General features: G+C 45.5%; 17 protein-coding genes. All 17 read left to right on the top strand.

Annotation, left to right across the window (positions count from 1 at the left end; translation table 11 throughout):
• The first annotated feature begins 62 nt into the window (after window positions 1-62).
• The 17 genes from dtd to citC all read left to right on the top strand — a co-directional run bounded on the left by dtd (window position 63) and on the right by citC (window position 20,666).
• The gene (gene dtd / locus AC5ELV_RS13995; protein WP_013372633.1) at window positions 63-509 is read left to right on the top strand and encodes a D-aminoacyl-tRNA deacylase; all 447 of its coding nucleotides are present in this window, start codon (window positions 63-65) and stop codon (window positions 507-509) included.
• Window positions 510-628: 119 nt separating this feature from the next.
• Window positions 629-790 (top strand): hypothetical protein, encoded by a 162-nt coding sequence (locus AC5ELV_RS13990; protein ID WP_340956555.1) that lies wholly within the window; start codon window positions 629-631, stop codon window positions 788-790.
• A gap of 227 nt (window positions 791-1,017) precedes the next feature.
• The gene (locus tag AC5ELV_RS13985) at window positions 1,018-1,524 is read left to right on the top strand and encodes a type 1 glutamine amidotransferase domain-containing protein (protein ID WP_493430690.1); all 507 of its coding nucleotides are present in this window, start codon (window positions 1,018-1,020) and stop codon (window positions 1,522-1,524) included.
• Between the two features lie 62 nt (window positions 1,525-1,586).
• A complete protein-coding gene (locus AC5ELV_RS13980) occupies window positions 1,587-2,057 on the top strand; it encodes a hypothetical protein (protein ID WP_493430689.1) in 471 nt (156 codons plus the stop codon).
• 692 nt (window positions 2,058-2,749) lie between these two features.
• The gene (gene hisS / locus AC5ELV_RS13975) at window positions 2,750-3,994 is read left to right on the top strand and encodes a histidine--tRNA ligase (RefSeq protein ID WP_493430688.1); all 1,245 of its coding nucleotides are present in this window, start codon (window positions 2,750-2,752) and stop codon (window positions 3,992-3,994) included.
• An 84-nt stretch (window positions 3,995-4,078) separates the two neighbouring features.
• On the top strand, window positions 4,079-5,857 hold the full coding sequence (aspS, locus tag AC5ELV_RS13970; protein WP_493430687.1) for an aspartate--tRNA ligase: 1,779 nt from the start codon (window positions 4,079-4,081) through the stop codon (window positions 5,855-5,857).
• Window positions 5,858-6,009: 152 nt separating this feature from the next.
• Window positions 6,010-6,759, top strand: a complete 750-nt coding sequence (locus AC5ELV_RS13965) for a tRNA threonylcarbamoyladenosine dehydratase (RefSeq protein ID WP_493430686.1) — start codon at window positions 6,010-6,012, stop codon at window positions 6,757-6,759.
• A gap of 174 nt (window positions 6,760-6,933) precedes the next feature.
• Window positions 6,934-8,232, top strand: a complete 1,299-nt coding sequence (locus AC5ELV_RS13960) for an NCS2 family permease (RefSeq protein ID WP_493430685.1) — start codon at window positions 6,934-6,936, stop codon at window positions 8,230-8,232.
• A gap of 97 nt (window positions 8,233-8,329) precedes the next feature.
• A complete protein-coding gene (locus AC5ELV_RS13955; RefSeq protein WP_493430684.1) occupies window positions 8,330-10,147 on the top strand; it encodes an ABC transporter ATP-binding protein in 1,818 nt (605 codons plus the stop codon).
• Between the two features lie 471 nt (window positions 10,148-10,618).
• Window positions 10,619-11,317, top strand: coding sequence for a response regulator transcription factor (locus AC5ELV_RS13950; RefSeq protein WP_250240057.1), 699 nt, complete (start codon window positions 10,619-10,621; stop codon window positions 11,315-11,317).
• A 393-nt stretch (window positions 11,318-11,710) separates the two neighbouring features.
• Complete coding sequence (locus AC5ELV_RS13945) at window positions 11,711-13,060, top strand: 2-hydroxycarboxylate transporter family protein (protein WP_493430683.1); 1,350 nt, start codon at window positions 11,711-11,713, stop codon at window positions 13,058-13,060.
• 183 nt (window positions 13,061-13,243) lie between these two features.
• Entirely contained in the window at window positions 13,244-15,487 is a 2,244-nt protein-coding gene (locus AC5ELV_RS13940) for an ATP-binding protein (protein ID WP_493430682.1), read from the top strand.
• Between the two features lie 46 nt (window positions 15,488-15,533).
• Window positions 15,534-15,827, top strand: coding sequence for a citrate lyase acyl carrier protein (citD, locus tag AC5ELV_RS13935; protein WP_160789916.1), 294 nt, complete (start codon window positions 15,534-15,536; stop codon window positions 15,825-15,827).
• Complete coding sequence (gene citE, locus AC5ELV_RS13930; RefSeq protein ID WP_493430681.1) at window positions 15,828-16,709, top strand: citrate (pro-3S)-lyase subunit beta; 882 nt, start codon at window positions 15,828-15,830, stop codon at window positions 16,707-16,709.
• 10 nt (window positions 16,710-16,719) lie between these two features.
• Window positions 16,720-18,279 carry a citrate lyase subunit alpha gene (gene citF, locus AC5ELV_RS13925; RefSeq protein WP_493430680.1) on the top strand — a complete coding sequence of 520 codons (1,560 nt, stop codon included), beginning with the start codon at window positions 16,720-16,722 and terminating at the stop codon, window positions 18,277-18,279.
• Window positions 18,280-18,333: 54 nt separating this feature from the next.
• Window positions 18,334-19,506: an NAD(P)-dependent malic enzyme gene (locus AC5ELV_RS13920; RefSeq protein ID WP_493430679.1), complete on the top strand. Its 1,173-nt coding sequence runs from the start codon at window positions 18,334-18,336 to the stop codon at window positions 19,504-19,506.
• A gap of 116 nt (window positions 19,507-19,622) precedes the next feature.
• Complete coding sequence (gene citC / locus AC5ELV_RS13915; RefSeq protein ID WP_493430678.1) at window positions 19,623-20,666, top strand: [citrate (pro-3S)-lyase] ligase; 1,044 nt, start codon at window positions 19,623-19,625, stop codon at window positions 20,664-20,666.

Here is a 20,666-nt window from a genome sequence, read left to right as displayed (position 1 = left end):
AGCCGTAATACGGCTGTGTGCACCTTTTAAAAGGGAAGGTTAAAGGAGATATCGGATAGGCGATGAAGATCATTATTCAGCGCTGTAAAGACGCTCAGGTAACGGTGAATCAAAAGGTGGTCGGCAAGATTGGAACCGGATTAATGCTGCTGGTTGGTATTGGTCAGGGAGATACGGCAGCCGATGCCGTTTATTTGGCGGATAAAACAGCGGGATTACGTATATTTGAGGATGCTGAAGGTAAAATGAATGACAGCGTTCTGGATGTCGGTGGAGCTATTTTGTCTGTCTCTCAATTTACGTTGTATGGTGACTGCCGCAAAGGAAGAAGGCCCAACTTTATGGGGGCTGCCAAACCGGAGGAAGCGGAGAAGCTGTATGATTTCTTCAACAGCCAGCTTCGAGCCAAGGGCCTGGAGGTAGAAACGGGAATTTTTGGGGCTATGATGGATGTTTCATTGACGAACTGGGGCCCAGTGACACTGATTTTGGATAGCGAGCGTTCGTAGCTATGCGTTCCATGGCTTAATCTGAGTAGAATAAAATAGCTGTTCAGAGGGACCATAATGTCATCCCGATTGGTAATTAGCCAGGCGGATAGCCTAAGGGTGACAGGAGAGACGAAGCTATGCGTCAAACCCCAAAAATGGACGGGCATCGAAGCGCTGTGCTGCTTTTTCCCGGTAGTATGCAGGAGGCAATCAGCCTTACTCGTAATGCTGATACGTTATTACAGCATGTTGCAGCAGCCATTGACAAGCCGGGACGCGGTGCTTTGCCGCGCAGATAACATTGGGTTAAATGGGGCGTTATGATGTGCTACCCGAAAGTAGCATAAAGAGGTCAAAGATAAAATATGTAGCTTGAATTAGTGCAGGAGCCGAAAGGCTCCTTTTTCTTTTCCGCGCTGCGATTGTTATAAAAACAGATCAAGCGGGTAATAACAAAGCGTGGTAGACAAACAAACTTAATTTTAAACTTGTTTTGTGGATAACCGGAAAGGAGATCTGAACATTAATGAGTAAAATTGCATTTTTATTGGCTGACCAATTTGAAGATTCCGAAATGAAGGTACCTTATGATGAATTAAAAAAGGCTGGACATGAGGCAGATATTGTTGGGCTGAAGCAAGGTCAGAAAGTGAGCGGTAAGCAAGGTAAAGCAAGCTACACTATTGAAAAAGCCATTGCAGATGTGAAATCAAGTGACTATGATGCAGTTGTTATTCCTGGTGGATCCTCCCCGGAAAATCTACGACTGGATGCACATGTTCTGAAATTTGTGACTGAAATTAATGAGTCCAAAAAAACGATAGGCGCTATCTGTCACGGGCCACAAATTTTGGCGAGTGCTGATTTGTTACAAGGCCGGACGATTACAGCTTATCCTCCATTGAAAGATGACTTGATTAATGCGGGTGCTCATTTTGAGGATCGAGAGGCGGTTGTGGACGGTAACTTTATTACGTCTCGGACCCCTAAGGATGAGCCTGCCTTTGTGCGTGAGTTATTAAAAGCATTGTAATTTGAAAGTGAATATTTTCTTAGATTAATGCCAGTACAATTCCCAAACGAGGAGGATTTGATATGGCAAAACAGATTCAGGCTTATTTTCGCACAGAAGATGAAGCTGAGGGTGCCAGAGCTTCGCTTCAAGCTTATAGAACCGAACATTTGGAAGTAGGTGCTTTGGATGATGCGCTCGGCCGGGAGACGAGAGTTTTAATTCCGCTAGTCCCCTATAACAATACAGGCTCTGTGAGCACAGGAGGCTCTGCGGGTGCGGCAATCCCTGCGGCGAGTGCTTATGGCGAGAATATTCTACCAGATGCGAAGGATGGCCAGATTAACTCTGGCTCAGCCCAAAGGGATCTGGATGAAGATCGGAACGGAACGACGAATCATGACGGAGGGTTGCTCCGTGCGACAGATGTGTATATTAACGGTGATCAAGATGAATTGCGGTATGTATTATCAGCAAAGGTGAATGATGCCGATTATGATGAGGTCATTTATAAGCTGCGTTCCAATCGTGGACATGTATCGCAGTTGGATTAAAGCTCAGAGCACGCCACAAGATTGTCAATACTTGAGGAATTTAGCCATAAAAGAGTGACTGTAATACAACTGTAATATTCGAAACATCATTCCTTAATATTCGTTGTTTATAATAACAGCATGACCCCCTTTTAATATATCTTTTTGAACCTGCGGACCGTTTCCGCAGGTTATTTTCTTTTTATAAGCCTTATTTGTCCGATTATAGGGAGAATGTCTTGACTTTGTCGAAGCGGTTCATTAAAATCATAAAATAATGAAAAATGATTTGATGACGGGACCAAGTACTCCGAACCCACAAGCGCAGAGAGGAATTTCCAGGCTGTAAAAATTCCCTTGATGAGCGGATGAATGACCTCCCCGAGAACAGGCGGCGAACAATTGAGGAAACCCTACTGAAAGTACATTGCAATTGTGCCGACAGTGGAGATGGTCCTGCATAATAGCCGTACTGCGCGTTACGGGCGTTATACGTATGAGCGGAGTCAGTATAATGCTGACGGACAATGAGTGATTTTTATGCTGGTTGTCTGGGTAAACTCCGGAATGTGGGTGGTACCACGGGTGATTTGTAAACGACAATCCCTCGTCCCTGTTAATGTTAACAGGACGAGGGATTTTTTGTTTTATATTGAAAAGTAGAGCAAGAAGAAAGTGCATAATACGAAATACAACGATGGGGGGATACGTTAATGGCCTTTCAAAAACCGACAGGAACACAGGATTTGCTGCCGGGCAGTGTAGAAAAATGGCAAGTGGTCGAGGAAAAAGCCCGTGAAATTAGCCGCCGCTTTAATTACCGAGAGATTCGTACACCAATGTTCGAACAAACGAATTTGTTCGTTCGAGGTGTGGGTGAAACGACGGATGTGGTGGAAAAAGAAATGTATACTTTTGAGGATAAAGGGAAGCGCAGCATGACTTTGCGTCCAGAAGGCACAGCAGGGGTTGTTCGCTCCTATGTGGAGAACAAACTATACGGAGAGCCGGATGTAACTAAGCTGTATTATATCGGCCCGATGTTCCGCTATGAGCGTCCACAGGCTGGGCGTCAGCGCCAGTTTCACCAATTTGGAATTGAAGCATTTGGGGCAGTCGATCCGGCGCTGGATGCAGAGGTTATTGCTTTCGGGTATCAATTCTGCCGTGAGCTGGGCTTGAAAGGAGTGCAGGTGGAGATTAACTCTGTCGGTAATGCAGCCAGCCGTGCAGCTTATCGGCAGCATCTGGTGGACTTCTTGATGCCAATTAAGGATACATTGACCAAGGAGAGCCAAGCACGCATTGAGCGTAATCCACTGCGAGTGCTGGATAGCAAAGATGACCAGGACAAGTTTGGAGGTGCACCTTCAATTTTGGATAGCTTGGACGAGGAATCTCGCACACACTTTGAGAAAGTGAAGCAAAATTTGGATGCGATGGGCGTGGAATATACAGTTAACCCGCGTTTGGTTCGGGGGCTGGATTATTATACGTTGACAGCGTTCGAATTCAAAGCTGAAGGAATTGGCGCCATAGATACGATCGGTGGAGGCGGCCGCTACAACGGATTGGTTGGAGATTTGGGCGGACCGGATCAGCCGGGCATTGGTTTTGGCATTGGACTGGAGCGAATTCAGCTGATCTTGGAGCATCAAGGTGTCACACTGAACGAAGCCAAGCCGTTAGACATCTATATGGTAGCATTGGGAGAAGCAGCAGAAACAGAAGTGACCAAACAACTATTTAAGTTGCGTCAAGCCGGATTTTCCGCGGAGCGAGATTATCTGGGACGTAAAATGAAGGCGCAGATGAAATCAGCCGATCGCTTTAAAGCAAGATATACTGCGATTCTGGGTGAGGATGAGCTGGTTCAAGGTGAAATCGCACTGAAAAACATGGAAACTGGCGAGCAGCGTACAGTTAAGCTTGATCAGCTGGTGGAAGAACTAGGATAAAGAAGATGGTGTAACATCAATCGGTGGAGCTTCCTCTGGTTGTCATATAGCATTAACTACTAAACATAAACAGGAGTGTGTATTATGAAAAGGAGTCATGAATGCGGCGCATTGACTCATGCGCATATCGGAGAAACAGTTACATTGAACGGTTGGGTACAAACCCGTCGTGATTTGGGGGGCGTACTTTTTATTGACCTGCGTGACCGTAGCGGAATTGTACAAATTGTATTTAATCCGGCATATTCCGGTGACGCACTGCAAATTGCGGATCGTGTTCGTAGTGAATATGTGCTTGAGGTTACCGGTACTATTGTTAAGCGTGATGCAGAAACGATTAACCCGAACCTGCCTACAGGTGAAATTGAAGTGCGTGTCACTGAAATCGAAGTATTGAATGCATCCAAAACACCTCCGTTCTTCATTGAAGATGGCGTGGAAGTAGACGAGTCACTGCGTTTGAAATACCGTTATCTGGACCTGCGTCGTCCGGAAATGCATCAGACCTTGAAGCTGCGTTCCAAAGCAGCAAAAGTATTCCGTGATTTCCTGGACGGTGAGGATTTCATTGAGGTGGAAACACCGATTTTGACAAAAAGTTCCCCAGAGGGCGCCCGTGATTATCTGGTACCTAGCCGGGTACATGAAGGCGAGTTTTTCGCCTTGCCGCAATCTCCACAACTGTACAAGCAATTGCTGATGGTGGGTGGCGTAGAACGCTATTACCAAATTGCACGTTGTTTCCGCGATGAAGATTTGCGTGCTGACCGTCAGCCTGAATTTACGCAGGTCGACATTGAGACCTCCTTCATGCAACAGGATGATTTGCTGCCAATGATGGAGCAACTTATGGTGAAATTGTTCAAAGAAACCGTTGGGGTAGAACTGGAAACACCGTTCCAACGGATTACACATGCTGATGCGATGGATAAATACGGATCAGACAAGCCTGACCTGCGTTTTGGTCTGGAGTTGATTAATGTCAATGATATCGTGGCAACCAGTGGTGTAAAAGTATTTGCTTCCGTAATTGAAAAGGGCGGGGAAGTTAAAGTTCTCAATGCCAAGGGATGTGGCACGTGGAGCCGTAAGGACATTGATGACCTGGGTCCTTATGCTGCACGCTATGGGGCAAAAGGCTTGGCTTGGATTCAAGTGAAGGAAGGCGAATTCAAGGGGCCTATCGTTAAATTCTTCACACCGGAAGAAATCGAAGCATTGAAAGAGCGTACGGGAGCCGAAGAAGGCGATTTGTTACTCTTCTCTGCGGATAATAAAAAGGTAGTTGCTGATGTATTGGGCGCGCTTCGTCTGAAAATTGGCCGTCATTTGGGACTGATCGACGATAACAAATTTAAATTTGCCTGGGTCGTAGACTTCCCGCTTCTCGGCTATGACGAAGAACAAAAACGTTATGTGGCAGAACACCATCCGTTCACTCGTCCGAAGGATGAAGACCTTGCTCTCTTGGATACCGATCCAGGTCAAGTTCGCGCTCAAGCCTATGATATCGTGCTGAACGGCTACGAAGTGGGTGGCGGTTCGATGCGGATTTACAAACGTGATGTTCAGGAGAAAATGTTCAAAGCTCTCAACCTGGCGCCGGAAGAAGTTACTGATAAATTCGGCTATCTGTTAGATGCGTTCGAATATGGTACGCCTCCACATGGTGGCATTGCCTTCGGTTTTGACCGCCTCGTGATGCTGCTTGCAGGCCGTACAAACCTGCGTGAAACCATTGCATTCCCGAAAACAGCCAGTGCGACAGACCTGCTTATGGATGCACCAAGCGAAGTGGATCAAGCTCAATTGGAACAGCTGCACATCCGTCTTGCCCCGAAACCTGTCACTCCTAAAGCTTAAGATGAACGTTTGACTTTACAAGTGCACCCAGTGGCTTGTGGATAGATTATAGAATGCCGTGAACCCGTTACCCTTTTATGGATAATGGGTTCATGGTTTGTATGCTGGAGTTCAAGTATACAGTTTAAATCAGTGAGGGAGGATATACCATATTGTTACATCAATTTTCACGAACGGAACTGGCTATCGGAACTGAAGGTCTAGAGGTTATGAAAAATAGCACGGTGGCCGTGCTGGGTATCGGCGGTGTCGGTTCGATTGCAGTGGAAGCACTGGCGCGCACGGGTGTTGGACGCATCATTTTGATTGATAAAGATGTTGTAGATATCACCAATATTAATCGCCAGATTCATGCGTTGACAACGACGGTAGGTCAAAAAAAGGCCGATCTGATGGTAGAGCGTGTGAAGCTGATTAATCCTGAGTGTGAAGCAATTGCACTGAACATGTTTTATACGGAAGAAACGTATGAAGAGCTGTTCAAGTACGAACTGGATTATGTGCTGGATGCTTCGGATACGATTATTTACAAAATTCATTTGATTAAGGAATGCCTGAAACGGGGGGTCCCGATGATCTCCAGTATGGGCGCTGCGAATAAAATGGATCCGAGTCGTTTTCAAGTAGCGGATATTTCTCAGACGAGAATGGACCCGATTGCCCGTGTCATCCGCACCAAGTTGCGCAAGGAAGGCATTACCAAAGGCGTCAAGGTTGTGTTCTCCGATGAGGAACCAATGAAGCCACGTGAAGAAATTACAAAAAAAATTGTACCTGCCAACGCACCTGAAATTCGGAAGGCGAAGCAGCCGCCTGCAAGCAACGCATTTGTACCTCCGGTAGCAGGATTGATCATGGTTAGTGTAGCCGTGAAGGATTTGTTAGAACACGCTGGTGTGTAAGTTGCAAAAATAGCATGGCAGTGCGTTCGTAGAGTTACATCAGTATGTATTCACTTTAAGACCTGTAGTTCTGTGCATCACATCTTTGGTGTCACAGTTGCTACAGCTCTTTTTTGTTTTGAAAAAACGCAGCTTACTGCAAACAGATTGAACAATTTGCTGGAGGGTTTTGGTATGAAGGATGGGCTATGGTCCAGAAGTCTCGGTTTCAAGCCCGAGCATCATTGGAAAAAGGAATTAGCCGCTGGGGCCATTTCTTATTTTTCCGTTGTATACATTGTTATGGTTAATGCAACTATTTTGGCAGATGCCGGGATTCCCCTCCAAGGGGCAATGCTCGGGACGCTACTGACATCAATGATCGGTTGCCTGCTGATGGCTTTTGGTGGGAAATCTCCAATGGTCGTCGTACCAGGGATGGGGATTAATGCTTTTTTCACTTATACGCTCGTACATTCTATGAAGCTGAGTTGGCAGGAAGCGTTAATGGTGGTTGCCGTCACAGGGATCTTATTCGCCATTGTGGCCTTTACATCATTGTACAAGCTGATTAGCCAAGCGATTCCCCATAATTTGCAGCACGGAATTACAGTAGGCATTGGGTTGTTTTTAACCTTTATCGGATTGCAAAAAAGCGGCATCGTGATTGCTCATCAGACGACTTTTGTGGCTATTGGTCATTTTAATGATCCCAAGGTGATTACGGCTTGTGTAACGTTGCTGCTTGCAATTGTATTGTTTGTGCGTAACGTTCAGGGAGGTTTACTAATTAGCATTTTGGCGGGAACTGGACTTGCTTATGTACTGGGAGCTGTAGAGCCTACAAGCACGGTACGAACCTCTGAAACGGTGCGACAGTATGGGCAATTGTTTGGAGAGCTTACCTTTTCAGGCATTGTTTCGGTAGCTTTCTGGATCGCTGTCTTTTTGCTGCTACTCATTGTACTATTCGAGAATATTGGTATGATTACTGCACAAACCAACATGATTGGAAGGCCGGACTTATTTAAAAACAGCTTGCGTGTGTTGGCTGTAACCAATATCTTTGCTGGTATTTTGGGCAGCAGTCCGGCGGTAGCCGCTGCGGAATCGACGGCTGGTATTGCAGCAGGGGGACGCTCGGGAATGACACCGCTGGTAACTGCTATTTTATTCGGGGCGACGTTTTTCTTTATTCCACTGTTGGCTTATATTCCTGATAGTGCCATTGCGCCGGTGTTGATCATCATTGGGGGGCTAATGGTGCAAAATGTGCGAGAGATGGATTTCGGTGATTTTACTGAAGCGTTTCCTGCATTTCTGATCATGGTGATGATGCCCTTTACTTACAGTATTGTAGACGGAATGGCATTTGGTTTTATTGCATACCCCGTAGCCAAGCTGGCAGCAGGACGGGGCAAGGAAGTACCTATCGCATTATATATCATATCTGTACTGTTTGTGGCAAATTTTGTGCTTCATTCTCTGGTGTAGTAAACTCGAAGATAGATTGTACTGTTCATACCCGCGCAGAGCGCGGGTGTTGTTGTTTGAACAAGAATGGTCAGACAGGAAGCGAGGTTGATGGTATATGGAAAAAGAACATCATATACACCAAGAAGAGCAGGAGGACCGGATGAAGGAAAAGCCGGGTAAAAGACCGGATAAGGCTGGCATGGGGCGGTTTATCAAATTGATTGCGAGTGCGCATCCGCCCAAAGCCATTCTGATCATCGCCCTGATTCTGACCCTGATTCAGACCATGGCTGGTTTAATCGTACCCATGATGACCAAAGGGTTGATTGATGGCTTGACCTTTTCTTCACTAAACCGTATGGTCATTGTTGGTCTGCTTGGCGCTTTTGTGATTCAAGCGGTGGCTTCGGCAGTTTCTATCTATATGTTGAACTATGCTGGGCATAAGATTGTGGCTAATTTGCGCAAACGCTTATGGCATAAAATCTTATCTCTACCTATCCCTTACTTTGATCGGAATCGGTCAGGAGATACGATGAGTCGCGTCACTAATGATACAAGCCTGATTATGAACTTAATTACGGAGTATCTAGTCAATTTGATTTCTAATGTGATTGCAATTATTGGTGGTATTGCATTGTTATTTTATCTGGATTGGGTCATGACGCTCATTATTATGGCTATTGTTCCGCTAACAGCCCTGATTTTATTTCCGGTAGGCAGAAAAATGTACCGCATCTCCAAAAAACAGCAGGATGAGATGGCAGATCTGACCTCAGTGTTGAGTCAGGTTATCGGCGAAATCAGACTGGTGAAGGCCTACGGAACCGAAAGCAGAGAGGCTCAGGCCGGTGAGGATCGTATTTACCGGATGTTCCGCTTCGGTTTGCAAGAGTCACGCATCCTGGCCCTTGTAGGTCCCATTTCTACCTTCTTGCTGACTGCAGTGCTGGTCATTATATTGGGTGTTGGTGGTGTTCGCGTCGCATCGGGTGTGCTGACCGCCGGGGATTTGGTGGCTTTTATTTTGCTACTGTTTCAGGTAATCACACCGATGGCACAATTCACGACCCTGTATTCACGTCTGCAAAAGGTGGTGGGGGCCACTGAACGGATTCAGACGATTTTAGATCATGAAGAGGAACCGCTCGAGTTGAAGCAGGAAGCGGCAAAAGAGAGCAGAGATATTATACTTCGTGATGTTGTCTTTTCCTATACCGAAGGTGAAGAGGTTCTTCATCATGCGAACTTGGTCATTCCGGCTAACCGGACGACAGCATTCGTGGGGCCGAGTGGAAGTGGAAAGTCCACCTTGTTTTCGTTGTTAGAGCGCTTTTATGTGCCGGATACAGGGGAAATTCGTTATGGAGACGAACCAATATCATCATATACACTTTCCTCCTGGCGTTCCAAAATTGGTTATGTATCGCAGGAAAGCTCAATGATGACCGGAACGGTCAGAGATAATATTACATATGGCTTGGGGCGCGAAGCTGACTTGGAAGAAGTGAGACGAGCAGCCACGATGGCGTATGCGGATACATTTATTATGGATCTACCTCAAGGCTACAACACTGAGGTGGGAGAACGGGGAATGAAGCTGTCCGGAGGCCAGCGTCAACGGATCGCTATTGCGCGTGCGCTTCTTCGTAGCCCTGACATTCTCATGCTGGATGAGGCTACATCTAGTCTGGACAGCTCGTCTGAGCATGAGGTGCAGAAGGCCCTGGCGAACTTGATGGAAGGACGCACGACGATTGTCATTGCTCATCGTTTGTCTACAGTGGTTCACTCCGATCAGATAATCGTGTTGGACAAGGGCAAGGTGACCGGTGCAGGAACTCATACTGAGTTATTAGAGTCCCATCAGGTGTACCGCGAGCTGGCTCAAAAGCAGTTTGTGGAGATGGGGGAGAAGAGTATGGAGCATTAGAGGTCGCTTCGCTGATGCCGCAAAGGTCCATACTTTTATGGAAGGGCAGGAAGGTCAATTCCACTGAACCATGAGGGGAGATGTTCACTTACAGCAGCAAGTGGGGCAGAATTGGTTTTTCCAAAATCTTGACGAAAAGGTTTTATAAAGATATTCAACAAGGAATCAGGGAGTTTTTTGAAGTGTATGACATACAACATATAGAGTTGGCTAATATGATGCTAGACTAAAAAGTGAAACACCGAGAAGAGAGAATATTTGAAGTACCATAGGCGTTTCAACCCATAGGGCGCGTTTTGTTTTTGGGTCATTGCTCCCATTAACGCGCTAAGAAATAAATGGGATTGACTCCGTATAAACTCATTTATATAGCGGATATTTGAATATTTGTCATAAATAAAAAAGTGATGTTTTTTTGTATTATTAAAAAGGGTTTTCGTAAGAGGCTTTTAGAAAGGAATGGGGTCAAGAATGAGCAAACCGAGAGTATTGGTTGTTGATGATGAAAATGCTATCAGAAAATTGATTAAAACGGTTCTTGAAGGCGATGGAATGGTCGTGCTTCAGGCTGAAAACGGCATGGAAGCCATGCGGATGATTAGCGAGGAGCCATTCGATCTCGTCCTCCTGGACATTATGATGGAAAATATTGATGGATATGATGTGCTTGGTCAAACGCGTAATATGGGCATCCATACGCCAATCATTTTTCTGAGCGGTAAAAAAGAAGACACAGATCAGATCATTGGACTTGGACTTGGGGCAGATGCCTATATTACCAAACCATTTAGTCCTCCTGTGCTTTGCGCTCAGGTAAAGAACCAGATTAAAAGATATCGCCAGCTTCAGGAATCAAAACAACAAGCCTTACACATTGCGCTGGGACCATTTTTATTCAATCATCATACCTATACGTTTCAAAAAAATAATCAGGAAGTCGCGTTGTCATCAAAAGAATTACAACTCATGAAATTTTTTATGGAGCACCCCAATCAGGTCTTCTCGAAAGAACAGCTATATCAAAACATCTGGAAAGATACGGTTGTCGATAATAATACGATTATGGTCTATATCAGACACCTGCGGACCAAAATTGAGGAAAATCCCACGAATCCAAAATATATCAAAACCGTCTGGGGAATCGGGTATCGTTTTTCCGTGGAAAGATAGATTAACTATATACTTCTATCCAATTGTATACGTTCTCTTGAAAGCACGCCGATGGACCCGGGGGGCTTTTTTTTCTACGGCTGATTATTTCTCTAGCCATCCTTAATTTGGTAATAAAAGGGAATACATAACTTTGGAGGGCGGCATCAAAACAAGCTGTGTTAGTAAATGAGTCAACCGTAGCTTTTTTTTGAAAACGCTTACATATTTTTGTCACATGGTTCTTAAAAACATTTAAGGATTAGTCAGAATACTTTAAGATTTGCCTTTTACAATTTAGTTATCTCGAATCATCCAATAAAAGAAAGCGTTTTAATACAAAGTCTTGTGAAAACCTGGGCTAGCGATTGATTCGAGAATAAAACGCAGATTGATCATCTAGGAGGCGATCAAGTGGTCACTAATAATCTACAAGAGGCCGCAGAGCTTAAGCTACAGCCACGAACAGAGACCAAGTGGCAAAAGGTGTTGAATTACAAGATTGGAGGGGTCATTCCTGTAGGCCTTTACATCCCGTTTATGGCTGTTGTCTACTTGCTGATGAACTCCGGAAAGCTTGGTAGTGATATGCCCGGGGCTGTATCTGTCATGGTATTGTATGGTTTTATTCTGGCGGAAATTGGAAAGCGCATTCCTATTCTGAAGGATATCGGCGGCGCTGCAATTATGGCAACGTTTGTTCCTTCTTATATGGTGTATGCTCATCTTCTCCCGCAGTCAGCAATTGATTCCGTTACTGTCTTTATGGATAATACCAATTTCCTGTATGTGTACATCGCAATTGTTATCGCTGGCAGTATCCTTGGTATGAATCGGGAACTCATGATAAAAGCCGTCGTTAGATTGGCTGTCCCTTTGACGATCGGATCCATTCTCGGAACAGGCGTTGGTTTGCTTACAGGTGTGGCTTTGGGAATCCCTGCGTATGATACCTTGTTTTACATCCTTGTTCCTATCATGGCGGGAGGCGTTGGTGAAGGTGCGATTCCACTCTCTATCGGCTACAGCCAAATTTTGGGTTCGACCCAAGGTGAACAATTTGCCATGATTATTCCTGCGGTCATGTTGGGTAGCTTGTGTGCTATTATCCTGTCCGGCTTGTTGAAACAACTGGGAGATAGAAAACCAGAACTTACCGGTAACGGCACGCTACTCAAAACAGGGGATAGCGATGTTTTGGGACTTGCAGAGGATAAAAATAAAAAACCGCTTGATCTTTACCAAATGGCTGCCGGAGCCATTTTAGCTATCGGATTCTTCATGTTAGGTACCTTAGCCGCAGAGTTAGTTGGTCTGCCTGGTCCGATCGTAATGCTCTTTGCGGCATTCCTGGCAAAATATTTTGGTTGGTTGCCAAAATTCCTTGAAGACGGAGCGCAACAGATGCAACGTTTCTTTGTTATCGCTGTAACGTACCCGCTCCTGCTTGCGGTAGGTGTTGCTAAAACACCATGGGAGGCCCTGATTTCTGTAATTAGCCCTGCTTATTTCATCACCATTTTTGTAACTGTATTAACCGTGGTTGTGAGTGGATATTTTGCTGGTAAGTGGATGAAAATGTATCCGGTTGAAGCTGCGATTATTACTTCTACTCGATGCAGCCAAGGTGGAACAGGGGATGTTGCGATTCTTTCTGCAGCCGATAGAATGGTCCTCTTGCCATTTGCTCAGGTATCCACACGTCTCGGTGGTGCAGCAACGGTAACACTTGCTATTTTCCTGCTGCGATACCTTACACACTAAGGAAGCGAAATCTTAAAAAAAATTAATAATTTGACAGGATACTTTAAGATCTTGTCATTACAATGAAGTTGTCTTGAGACACCATTTAGTAGACGAACGTGAATACTTGATATAATCGGAAACGAACTAGCCCTAGCACTAGGGACTGATGGGCTACTAGCTCGATGGAGAAGGTAAAACAGGATGAGATTTCAACGAGAGATACTGTTTCATTATCGAAGCCATTTTTCATTCATCACTATGCTAGCGCTTCCGATTTCTTTCCTAGTTCTGCTGTGGATGGCCTACGGCTCGTATATGGACGGAGAACGTACCGTAATTGAACAGCAGCAGCAGCAATTGCTAACGATTGCCAAGTTAAACAGCACGTCTATTGAATCTTTTTTCGACGAACAAATGCACACGATGCAAATATTGGCAGGCAACCGGCAGATGTCGCTCGCCATAGCAAATAAGAATGAAGCTATGATTGACGAAAACCTATCTGCTTATTATACCGCCAAAAAAGATAGCATCTATCGGATTAGCCAGGTGAACCCGGAAGGGAGAGTGGTACACACTTTTCCCAAGCGCAATCGTGCGGATGCGATTAAAGCCTATGAATTAATCAAGGATGATATACAAAGGGTGCTGCGAGAAAAAAAACCGTTCATCGCAAGTGCCAAGCTGGAGAAGCAAGGCAATTATATTGTGCATCTGTTTCAGCCTGTTTATCTCGATGGGAAATTTCAAGGTGCGCTCATCAGTGTGGTAAATCTAAACGCTGTATATGAGAAGCTGTTGAAGCCGATTCGCGTGGGGACCAAGGGTTATATCCATGTCAAGGATCAGCAAGGCTACTATCTCATGCACCCGAGCGAAGAAAATATCGGGTTATCGCTATCAGCGATGAAGGCCAAATACCCGGGGCTTGATTACCACGACCTGGAGAAACTGTTCAAAGTGCAGCTTACCCAGGAACAAGGCTCAGCTTTCTACCATTCGTACTGGTGGGGTGACAAATTCTATGCCAAGACGAAAAAGATCGAGGCATTTTCCCGGGTTCATCTCGGTGACTCGTTTTGGGTGGTTGCCGCCGCCATGAACTACGATGATGTGAGAGAACCGATTGCACAAAATCGAATTAAAACCATTGAGATTTTTTCAATGATCGTCCTGACGTTGGCTTGTGCCGTTTATATCATCATGAGGACGAAGAAAAATAAAGAGGCTCTGGAATACGAGACGAGGTATTTGCGGGAACTGAATAACAAAAACGAGCTGCTCCGAAAAAAGGATCTACAATTGCAGCACTCGCAGAAGCTACAGTTGATCGGCACGATATCAGGGGAAATCGCCCATGATTTTAATAATTTGCTAACTCCTATCAGAGGCTATGCAGAAATCATGCTTAGTAGGATAGAACCTACTGAAGAAATTTATGATTACGTCAGTGAGATTTATGATGCTTCCGAGAAAGCAAGATTGATAATCGAGGAAATCCTGCTATTGAGCCGGCTGGAGAGTGGAAAGGTCAAGAAAAACGCTCCGGTCAAAGTTGAAGAGCAGGTCGAAGAGGCACTGGGACTCATAAAATCCTTCCTCTCGCCCAAAGTGAATGCTGTGTTCAAAAAACGGGTAGATTCAGCCGTTATTTTTGCAAATAAAGTACAGATTCATCAAGTCATTATGAATCTGTGCAACAATGCCTATCAAGCAATGAAAACAACCGGCGGCGAACTAAAAATCATATTGGATACCATTCCCTTGCAAGAGGTAAAAAAAATCCGCGAGAACGTCTTGGAAGTCAGCGATTACGTTACTTTATCTGTCTCGGATACGGGGAGAGGGATGAGTGACGACACCTTGCAGAAAATCTTTGATCCTTTTTTCACAACCAAACCGACAGGAGAGGGTACGGGGCTTGGATTGTATATTGTCCAAAGCATTCTCGAAAAACATCAAGGATTTATTACCGTGGATTCGGAACTGGGCAAGGGTAGTACGTTTACGGTGTATCTGCCGAGAACGGAGTTTGTAGCAAAAGAGACAGAGATAAATAAGAACCCTGTGTTTACGGAACAAAAGCGCATTCTTTTGGTTGATGATAAACAGCGCGTATTGAAAGCGATGAGAAGAGGACTGGAATCGTATGGTTTCCACGTTGAGACAGAATCAGACAGTGTGGAAGCATTGCAGCGGTTTGAAAAGTCTCCAAACCATTACGATCTGGTCATTACGGATCAGGCAATGCCTTATCTGACGGGTACGGAATTGGCTGAACGTATCAAGGTAATCAACCCAAGTATGAAGATCATCCTGATTACCGGTTATGTCGAGGATCATGTGGTGGCATACAAGGAGAGATTGATCATTGATGAATACATGTGTAAGCCTGTAGCAGGTTCAGATATGGCACAAATGATTTATAAGGTTCTGCAATCCTGAAGACGGAGAGTATCTAGCATCCAATTGGGCAAAAGAGGTGTAGACATTGATTATTCAGCAAGTAGGCATGGCCGGCACACTGGAATCAAGCGATATTACGATTTCCATCGAGCCGAACGGGACGAAAGGTATTGAAATCGAGTTGAAAAGTACCGTAGAGAACCAGTTTGGGAACCAGATTCGCAAAGTGATTCTCGAAACATTACAAGAAATGGGCATTGAACATGCATATGTTCGAGCGAATGATAAAGGCGCACTGGATTGCGCCATTAAGGCTAGAGTAATGACAGCCGTAAGCAGAGTGGTCGAGGGCGACTGCCGACCATGGGAGGCGGAATAGATGCAGAAACTGAGAAGGACCATGTTGTATGTTCCAGGGAATAACCCAGGGATGATCCGGGACGCCCATATCTATGGGGCAGATTCGATTATGATCGACCTTGAGGATTCCGTTTCCCTATACGAAAAAGATGCGGCACGTTTGCTGGTTTACCAGGCATTGAAAACCTTTGATTTCGGGGGCATCGAGGTGCTGGTCAGGGTAAACCCACTCAATACGCCGTATGGCAGAGACGATTTTGAAGCGATTGTACGAGCGAAGCCAACTGCCATTAGATTGCCGAAAACGGAGACCGTCGATGACGTGATTGAGGCGGATGAATTGATTACCGAAATTGAACAAAAGATCGGCATGGAGCATGGGACAATCAAGCTTTTTGCAGCGGTTGAGAGTGGCAAGGGCGCATTGAATGCGGCGCAAATTGCGGTTGCCAGCAAGCGGCTTATCGGCATCGCCATTGGAGCGGAGGATTTTGTCACAGACCTGAAGACAACGCGTTCGCCAGAAGGCCTTGAGCTATTGACAGCACGAAGCCTTATATTATTTGCGGCAAGAGCTGCTGGCATTGCTGCTGTCGATACAGTCTACTCGGATGTAAATAATGAGGAAGGCTTTGCGAGCGAGGTGAAGCTGATCAAACAGCTAGGTTTTGATGGCAAATCCATTATTAACCCACGTCAGATCGAGATTGTAAACCGCATCTATACGCCAACAGAAGCAGAGATCAAAAAATCAAAGCGAATCATTGAGGCCAGTCTCGAAGCGGAGGCAAAAGGCACAGGTGTGATCAGTCTCGACGGTAAAATGATTGACCGTCCGATTGTAGAACGTGCACGTAGAGTAATTGACCTGGCGGAAGCGGCAAAAATAAACGTAGAGTAAGGTGAATGTTATGCTAAATGGTGCTGGGAGAGAAATTCCTCTAGCTATTGAGGGATTTGATGCGATAACTCCCTTTGATCGCAAATCGACTTACGGGCAATTTAAAAATACAGAGCGGTTAAAAGACCGCCAGCGAAATCCTGCCAAAAACAAAATCGTTGATTCGATGGAGAAAGCCATTGAAGCTACAGGCTTGCGTAATGGAATGACGATCTCGTTCCACCACCATTTCCGCAACGGGGACTTTATCGTGAATATGGTTATGGATAAAATCGCCAAAATGGGTATTCGTGATCTTGTCCTGGCAGCCAGCTCCTTGACGGATATTCATGCGCCGTTGGTAGAGCATGTGCGAAACGGTGTCATCCGCAGAATCGAGACCAGTGGCCTTAGAGGCGAGCTGGCTCAGGCATATTCCTACGGATGGTTTGATATTCCAGTGACAATTAACTCTCACGGTGGTCGCGCAAGAGCGATTGCATCAGGTGAATGCCCGATTGACGTAGCCTTTTTGGGCGCTCCTTCTTGCGATGCATACGGCAATGCAAACGGAATTTCCAGCGTAAACGAAGCTCCATCGGCATGCGGCTCCCTGGGTTATGCCATGGTAGATGCACAGTATGCGCGCAATGTTGTGATGATCACTGACAATTTGGTCTCCTATCCGAACACTCCATTCGCCATTCCTGAAACCCAAGTGGATTATGTGGTCGTCGTGGATCGCATCGGTGATCAGAAGGGGATTGTCTCAGGGGCTACCCGTTACACGAAGAATCCGAAGGAGCTGTTAATTGCCAAAAACGCGGCAGATGTGATTGAAGCATCCGGATATTTCGTGGATGGATTCTCATTGCAAACCGGCTCCGGGGGTGCTGCGCTTGCAACTACTAGATTTCTGCGGAAAAAAATGCTTGCCGCCAATATCAAGGCAAGCTTTGCGCTGGGTGGTATTACCCAACAAATCGTTGACCTGCATGAAGAAGGATTGATTGAAAAGCTTTTGGACGTGCAGAGCTTCGACCTGCGTGCCGTAGAATCGTTGACAAAGAACAAATTCCATCAACAAATTTGTGCGGAATATTATGCAAGCCCTGAAAATATAGGCTGTGCTGCTCACCAACTGGATGTTGTTGTGCTGAGTGCGCTGGAGATTGATCTGAATTTTAATGTGAACGTAATTACTGGGTCCGATGGGGTCATCCGTGGAGCTTCCGGGGGACACTGCGACACTGCCGCAGGCGCTGCAGTATCCATCATCGTCGCTCCGCTGATTCGCGGAAGAATGCCAGCCATTCTTGATCGTGTAAATACCATTATCACACCAGGTCATACGGTTGACGTACTGGTTACCGATCAGGGCATCGCTGTGAACCCTCTCCGTCAAGATCTCCTGGCTAGCTTCAAAGCCGCCAAGCTCCCTGTCTTCACGATCGAAGAGTTGCAAGAGAAGGCTACGCGGATTGTCGGCAAACCAGAGCCGATTCAATGGGAAGATAAAATTGTGGGTGTTATCAAATATCGTGATGGTTCTGTAATTGATGTCATTCGTCAAGTGAAACAAGGACGCTAAAATTATAAACCAAGAGGAGGAAGTATTGAGCAGCTGCTCAGTACAAACAAACTTATGAGTATAAAAGAAACCGCCTTACAGGCACACCGCGTAAGAAACGGTAAGCTGGAGATTGTAGGGACAGTACCGGTCGTAAGTAAACAGGATTTAGCGATAGCTTATACACCTGGCGTTGCCGAGCCATGCAAGGAAATCGCCAAAGATAAGAGCAAAGCCTATGAATACACGATTAAAGGGAGCACCGTGGCGATTCTGACGAATGGGACAGCCGTGCTGGGTCTGGGGGATATTGGCCCTGAGGCAGGTCTGCCTGTCATTGAGGGCAAGGCCTTGTTGCTCAAAGAATTTGGTGGGGTGAATGCGTTCCCTATCTGTATCGACAGCACTGATCCAGACGAGTTTGTGCGCACGGTTGAAGTGATTGCCCCAGGTTTTGGAGGCATTCATCTTGAAGACATCAAGGCGCCAGAATGCTTCTATATTGAAGACAAATTAAAAGAAAAACTGAACATTCCGGTTTATCATGATGATCAGCATGGAACGGCAGTTGCTGTGCTTGCAGGGTTATATAATGCCTTGAAACTTGTGGGCAAAAAAATGGAGGATGTGCGCATCCTCATCAATGGAGCAGGAGCTTCGGGAATTGCCACCGCCAAGCTATTGCTTGTTGCAGGAGCGAAGCGTATGGTTCTCTGCGATATTAATGGTGCCTTGGTCGAAGGCGACACCTCTCTCAATGAACCTCAGCAGCAAATCGCCAAGCTGACGAATCGTGATAAAGAAACAGGCAGCCTTGCAGAAGTCATCAAAGGCAAGGACATCTTTATCGGCTTATCGGTTGCCGATGTGATGACAAAAGAAATGGTGCAAACCATGAGCAATGAAAGCATCATTTTTGCCCTTGCCAATCCGATTCCAGAAATTTTGCCGGAGGAAGCACACAAAGGTGGAGCAAGAATTGTTGCGACCGGCAGATCGGATTTTCACAACCAAATCAATAACCTGCTGGCATTCCCCGGTATTTTCAGAGGCGCGTTTGATGCCAAAGCCACGGACATCACGATGGAAATGAAATTAGCGGCAGCCAGAAGCATCGCAGATCTGGTAACAGATGAGGAGCTTGATGATACCTATATCGTTCCAGATTCGATTGACAAAAGAGTAAGTGCAGCAGTTAGTAAAGCAGTAAAAATCGTCGCAGAACAAAGCGGTGTTGTAAGAAAATAAAGACATTGTCTTTTCAGAACAAATAAACAGGATGTGCATCCTATCCTTTCGCTTACAGAGTGTGGGATGCGTCATTCTGTTTATTCTGACTTCCATGCAGAAAAACGGTGATCATTATGGCTATGTGGATGGAACATTTGCGTGAAGAGATTTTAAATCCAACCTCTGAAGACGCTCAAAGAAAGCTTCGCGATTTCCTCAAGCGCCAAGGTCTTAGAATAGACCATCAAATTGAATATACGCTGGAAATTATAGATGGCAGTGACATTGCCGCTACAGGTTCCTTTTCAGGCAGTGTACTAAAGTGCATTGCTGTGGATGAAGCTTATAAAGACCAGGGGCTATCGGCACAAATCGTTAGCCATTTAGTAAATGAAGAATACAGGCGGGGAAGGGCTCACTTGTTTATTTATACAAAACCTGTAAATAAACAAATTTTTAAGGATCTCGGCTTTTATCCAATCGTGGAGGAATCCTCCAAGGCTGTCTTGTTGGAAAACCGATGGGATGGTGTCCAGCAGTATCAGCAAGAGCTTTTGCAGGAATCGGGCGATCTCGTGCCTTCGGCTGCGATTGTCATGAACTGTAATCCATTCACACTTGGACATCTGCATTTAATCGAGCATGCAGCAGCGGTTTGGGAAAAGGTACATCTTTTTATAGTCTGGGAGGACCAATCCATTTTTCCATCAGATTTCAGATACAGACTAGTGGAAGAAGGCGTGAGACATTTGGCCAATGTGGTCTTGCACAAAGGCAAAGACTATATCATCTCGGGCGCAACGTTTCCTTCTTACTTTCTCAAAAATGATGAAGAGGCAGCAAGTACGCATATATTACTAGATTTAAAAATATTTAGCCAGTATATAGCTCCGTTGCTAAATATTCAAAAACGGTATATCGGTCAGGAGCCAAGCTGTGACTTGACCCGCAGGTACAACACGATCATGAAAACATTACTGCCTTCCGTTGGAATCGACGTAGAGGAAATACCGCGACTGCTATGGGAAGGGGAGGCAATCAGCGCCTCTGCGGTCCGTAAATATATCCGTCTGGGTCAAATGGATAAAGTGAAGCAGCTTGTACCGTACACGACCTATCAATTTTTATTGTCAATGGAAGCTGGAGAAATCATCAGGCGTATCAGGGAGATGTCATAA

This window comes from Paenibacillus sp. NMA1017 (genome assembly GCF_058895805.1).
Note: the sequence above shows the minus strand (reverse complement) of the source record. Positions and strands in the feature narration are given on the sequence as shown.